This is a genomic window from Mycobacterium sp., from assembly GCF_035603715.1.
Lineage (GTDB): Bacteria > Actinomycetota > Actinomycetes > Mycobacteriales > Mycobacteriaceae > Mycobacterium.
This window is the reverse complement of sequence record NZ_DATNJW010000351.1, coordinates 1-4,805: the sequence shown is the minus strand read 5'-3', so window position 1 is coordinate 4,805 and position 4,805 is coordinate 1. Positions and strand designations below refer to the sequence as shown.

The window sequence follows — 4,805 nt, the reverse complement described above, 5'->3', positions numbered from 1 at the left end:
AGCCGATCTGCTGGGCGATCAACCACACGCACGTGCGCGTCGGTCCCGGATATTTCGACGGGCCCGCCGCCCGCGACGTGGTGATCGCGGGGGTGGTGGGTTGCGTACAGACGCTCGACTGGCTCGGCCAGGCCCTGGGCGGTGACGAGCTGTCCGACGGGCGCACGGTCGCTCAGGTGGTGGTCTGCCAGGCCGAGTTCGCCGACCTCCTGGTGCTCAACCACCCGGATCCGGCGACGCTGGCGGTGTTGCGCCGGCTGGCACCCCGCGCGCGGATCACCGTGGGTGTTGACCGCGTCGAGATGGCGCTGGCGCACCTCGACGATCACTCCCGCCGCGGCCGCAGCGATCAGCCGCATGCCCCGCTGTTGGCCGGACTGCCGCCGTTGGCTGTCGACGGAGCGATCAGGATTCTCGAATTCAGCGCGCGACGGCCATTTCACCCCATGCGGCTGCATGCCGCGGTCGATGTGCTGCTCGACGGGGTAATCCGCACTCGCGGTCGGCTGTGGCTGGCCAACCGCGGCGACCAGGTCATGTGGCTCGAATCGGCCGGCGGCGGTCTGCGGGTTGCCTCGGCCGGAAAGTGGTTGGCGGCCATGACGTCATCGGAGGTGGCCTACGTCGACGCCGAGCGTCGGGCCTTCGCAGACCTGATGTGGGAGCACCGATTCGGCGACCGGCACACCTCGATGACGATTCTGGCGTGCGGCGCCGACCCGGTCGCGATCGCCGATGCGCTCAACGGCGCGCTGCTCACCGACGACGAGATGGCCAACCCGCAGTCCTGGGGCCACTACCACGACCCGTTCGGCGACTGGCACCAGGACCCCTGCCACGAAACACCCGATATGGCAGGCGAATTCTCGGCGCACCGCAACAACAACGGAGAAACGTCATGAAACCTGGCATCCATCCCGACTACCGGCCGGTGGTGTTCCAAGACGCCAACACCGGCGCGCAGTTTCTGACCCGCTCGACGATCACGAGCTCACGCACCATCGAGTGGGAAACATCGACCGGTGTGCAGACCTACCCCTTGGTGGTGGTCGAAGTATCCAGCGACTCGCATCCGTTCTGGACGGGGTCGCGGCGAACGCTCGATACGGCCGGCCGGGTGGAAAGGTTCTACCAACGCTACGGCCGTGGCCCGTCATAGCGGCCAAAGCTCAAGGCCGACAACCTCAGTCGCGGATGAAACCTTTGTTGCGCATGAGGAAGTCGGCGAGGAAACCGTCGTGCGGAATGTCGGCGGCGGTGTGGTGGGTGGGATGCCGGCCGCCGTACACGTTGGCGATGGTCGGTTCGGCGAGCAGATCGTCGATCAGGTCTTCGTCGTCGGTGATCGCGCTGATCACCAGCGAATGCCGCAGCGGGTCCAGCCCGTCGGCCCGCGACCAGGGCGAAACCCAGACGCAGGGGAACGGCAATTCCACGTTCAGTGTGGCGACATCGGGTTTGGCCAGCAGGTGTACGGCCGGGCGTAGCGCCGCGTAGCTGTCGCTGAGTGTCGCGACCACCTGGTCGGCCCCCAGCAGCGGCGTGGTGCCGACGGCCACGGTTGCCAGGTGACTCGCCAAAGCCGTTGCCGCGTCGATGTTCTGCGTGGGCAGAATGGCCCGCTCGTCGTCGGTCGGGAGCACTGCGATCGTCGACAATCGTTCGGCGATGGCCTCGGCCAACGGAGCGGGATCGCCCTCGAAGAGCACGGCGGTGGTGTTGACGCATGCCACGCCGCCGAGATTGGCGATCGAATCGGTGATCACGTCGAGGTAGTCGCGCCAGTCGTGGTCGTCGGTGATCAGGATCTTGGCCCGTCCCGGGCCGTTGACGAACACCGTCGGGTCGTCGGCGTATTTGTCGACGACGTCTTGGCCGCCGTAGACCATCGCAAGATCGGCCGACCGGATCATCTCGTCGGCGCCGCGATGATCGGTGGGCAGATACACGGCGTCGTGCGGCCGAAATCCGGCCTGCCCCAACGCGTGGATGAGCCGGTGTGCGGTGAGCGGCTCACGGCGAGACGGGCGGACCGCTACCCGGTAACCCAGTGCGAGCGCTTGCGGCCACAGGCCGTGCACGCCGGGGCCGTTGCCGGAGGCAAGCACCGCGAAGGTTTCGCCCCGCCGGGCCCACACCGCACCGCCGTGTCGGGTGGGCTCATCGCGCCAGTCCAGCGTCGCGCCGGTCGGCCGAGCCGCTTGCGACGCGCCGAAAGCCGAGGCGACACCGTCGGCAACGCTGCGGGCGCCGGCCCGGGTCACCGAGATGGGCACCCCCGAAATACGGCTGGCCGCAACGGTGTAGGCGTCGAAATCCAGCCCAGCGATCACCCCGTTGGAAAAAGCATCGGCGGCCTTGGCCAACGCGGCTTCCCGCTCGCGCGCCGGCAGCGGCCGCAGACCGCGTTGAGCGCCGATGGCGCGCGAGACGTACAGCGTTGGCGCGATGCTGAGTTCGGCGACGGCGACGCCATCGGTGGTCATGACCGGCTCGCGGTTGCGGGTCCGGTAGGCGCCGTCGGGGCCGAGTGCATCGATGGCGATCAGATCCGTTGCATCGGAGACCATCTCAGTAGACGCCTTCGATGACGGGTTCACCCTCGAAGGAGGCGACGGGGCGCACCTCGCTGACCGAATCGCCCACCTGGCCCGGGAGTCCCGGCATCCGGATGGCACTGTCGCGTTCCAGATTGTTCGGGAGGAACATGCCCTTGCTGATGTGATTCATCACCACCTGCCCGCGGTGGCCGTACGGCACTTCGTCGCCGCTATCGGGATCGACTACCCAGAAGGTTGCGTACGGGCTGCGCGGGTGGAACACGAACGGGTCGTCGTCGTGGCGGCGGGTGATCGCCTGGGAAAGAATCATCGTGCTGCCGAACGCCATTGTGATGGTCGTCTTCGGGAAGATCCCGCTCAGCAGATCCAACGTGTCGACGTCCACGTGCGCACCGCTGAGCAGCATGAAGCCGATCCTCTCGTTGATCAGGTTGACCACGTCGTCATTGCGGGCCATCGCCTCGAGCAACGGCGGAGTGGTGTGCAGGTTCGCGACGTGCTGGGTCTGCAGGACGTGGACCGCCTGCTCGACGAGATGGTCGACGTAGGCGGCCACCTCCGAGGCGGCGTTGCGGGCAGTGATCTTCTTGACCCAGCGTGGGTCGAGGTCGATGGCGTGAAAGGTCGAGCCGAGCCGCTCGGAGACCAGACGGGAGAAGTAGCCGACGCCGTGCGGCCCGCTGGGCATCATGCACAGGAAGCCGCGGCCGCGCAGAAAGCCGCCGCCGGCGAAATCCTCGGTCTGCCATTCGACGACCTGGGCTACCCAATCCGGCAGCTGGACAGTTCGTTTCGGTGCGCCAGTGGTACCACCGGATTCGAAGATCTGCGGCACCGGCGGCGGTGATCCGTAACCGCGCGGAATCAGGTCTTCGACGGCCTCGGTTCGCAATTCACTCAAAAGATTGGGAAACAGTCGTAGATCGGTGAAGGTGTTGACGTCGGTCACCGGGTTGAAGTCCAGCGTACGGGCCGTCCGCAACCAGAACGCGCTGCCGGTTTCCTCACCGAAGTGCCAGGCGATCGCGGTGCGCAGATACGCCTCCGGGTCATCCATGGGCGCTAACCGTGGCACGTCCAGCAGCGAAAAATCGATGTCGGCCATCCCCCGATCATGTCGCAGCCCGGATCGGCCGGGCAATCAGCCACCCGCCAATCCGCTTTACCGGGAGCGGTTTTCGTATCCCGTTCACCGTCTGTAGCGGCGGCATTGGCCAGCCTGACACCTCGCGCGGGTGTGTCACTTGGTGCGCGAGCGTGTCGACTGTGCAGCTCGAATACGTGAATTCGCCATTTCCACCTGCACAAGCTGCACAATCGGCATCCACGAAATCCCGACGTCTATGTTGTAACTACCGCCGATACGGCTGCCAGCCGCCTTCGGGTTGAGCCAGCCGGTCGGCGATCACCGACAGCGTCTGTAGGTTATGCCCGTATCCCAAATGGCTGCTACGTACTTCGATGTTCTCCGTCTGAGGGGCAGGCACGCTGGTGCAGCACTGCCAGGCCACGATGCCGTCCGATTTGCTGTAGATGCAGGTCGTCGGCACCGACAATGGTTGGGCTCGCCGGTTCAGGGCCCGTTCGGAGACGGCTTCGGTGGCGTCGGCGCCGCGATTCACCATCCGCCATACCCGCCACGCGGTGGTGGCTTGGTGATTGCCCCGAAACGGTGACCCCAGGGTGATCACCGACCGGACATCGTCGGGCAGCGCGCGGGCCAATTCGCGGGCGTAGATACCGCCGGCGCTCCAGCCGATGAGACTCACCCGGCGACCGTCGGTCCGGTCCCGGATGTGGTGCAGGCGCGCCGGCAGCGTTTCCTTCATGCTGGCGCGATAACCCATGTTGGTGCCCAGCCCCCAGTCGTAGACCCGGTAGTCCAACTGGCGCAACACGTTACGCAGCAGTTCGGTCGATCCCGGGCCGGCCAGGAACCCCGGCAACACGAGAACGGGATGCCCGTCGCCGTGCGGCCAGCCCGCGATACGGCGCATCGCCAGCCGAGCCGAAACGTACTCCAGGCCGGTGCGCCACTCGAGCGTGCGGAGCAGGGGTCCCGGTAGCGCCGCGTTAGCGGCATCGGGGAGCTCCGCGACCGGCTCAGGAGTAGAAGCCATCCAAGGTCTCCTTGTTCTGCTCAGCGACAACGCCGCGCTTGACCTTGAGCGACGGGGTCAATTGGCCACCGTCGACGGAGAGGTCGTGGTCGAGCACCGCCCACTTCTTGATCGTCTCCCACCG

The 4,805-nt window shown here is 66.5% G+C and carries 5 protein-coding genes; 2 read left to right on the top strand and 3 right to left on the bottom strand.

Features of this window, described 5'->3' with window-relative positions; all coding sequences use genetic code 11:
- Both mrf and VN856_RS14585 read left to right on the top strand, forming a co-directional pair.
- On the top strand, positions 1-902 hold a 902-nt coding region (gene mrf / locus VN856_RS14590), incomplete at its 5' end, for a ribosome hibernation factor-recruiting GTPase MRF (RefSeq protein WP_325690199.1).
- Complete coding sequence (locus tag VN856_RS14585; RefSeq protein ID WP_325690197.1) at positions 899-1,159, top strand: type B 50S ribosomal protein L31; 261 nt, start codon at positions 899-901, stop codon at positions 1,157-1,159. The genes mrf and VN856_RS14585, both read left to right, overlap by 4 nt.
- Positions 1,160-1,184: 25 nt before the next feature.
- Here VN856_RS14585 and VN856_RS14580 read toward each other — a convergent pair whose 3' ends face one another.
- The 3 genes from VN856_RS14580 to VN856_RS14570 all read right to left on the bottom strand — a co-directional run bounded on the left by VN856_RS14580 (position 1,185) and on the right by VN856_RS14570 (position 4,681).
- A complete protein-coding gene (locus VN856_RS14580) occupies positions 1,185-2,549 on the bottom strand; it encodes an aldehyde dehydrogenase family protein (protein ID WP_325690201.1) in 1,365 nt (454 codons plus the stop codon).
- A 22-nt stretch (positions 2,550-2,571) separates the two neighbouring features.
- Entirely contained in the window at positions 2,572-3,666 is a 1,095-nt protein-coding gene (locus tag VN856_RS14575) for a phenazine antibiotic biosynthesis protein (protein WP_325690195.1), read from the bottom strand.
- A gap of 247 nt (positions 3,667-3,913) precedes the next feature.
- Complete coding sequence (locus VN856_RS14570) at positions 3,914-4,681, bottom strand: alpha/beta hydrolase (protein ID WP_325690193.1); 768 nt, start codon at positions 4,679-4,681, stop codon at positions 3,914-3,916.
- Positions 4,682-4,805 lie beyond the last annotated feature (124 nt).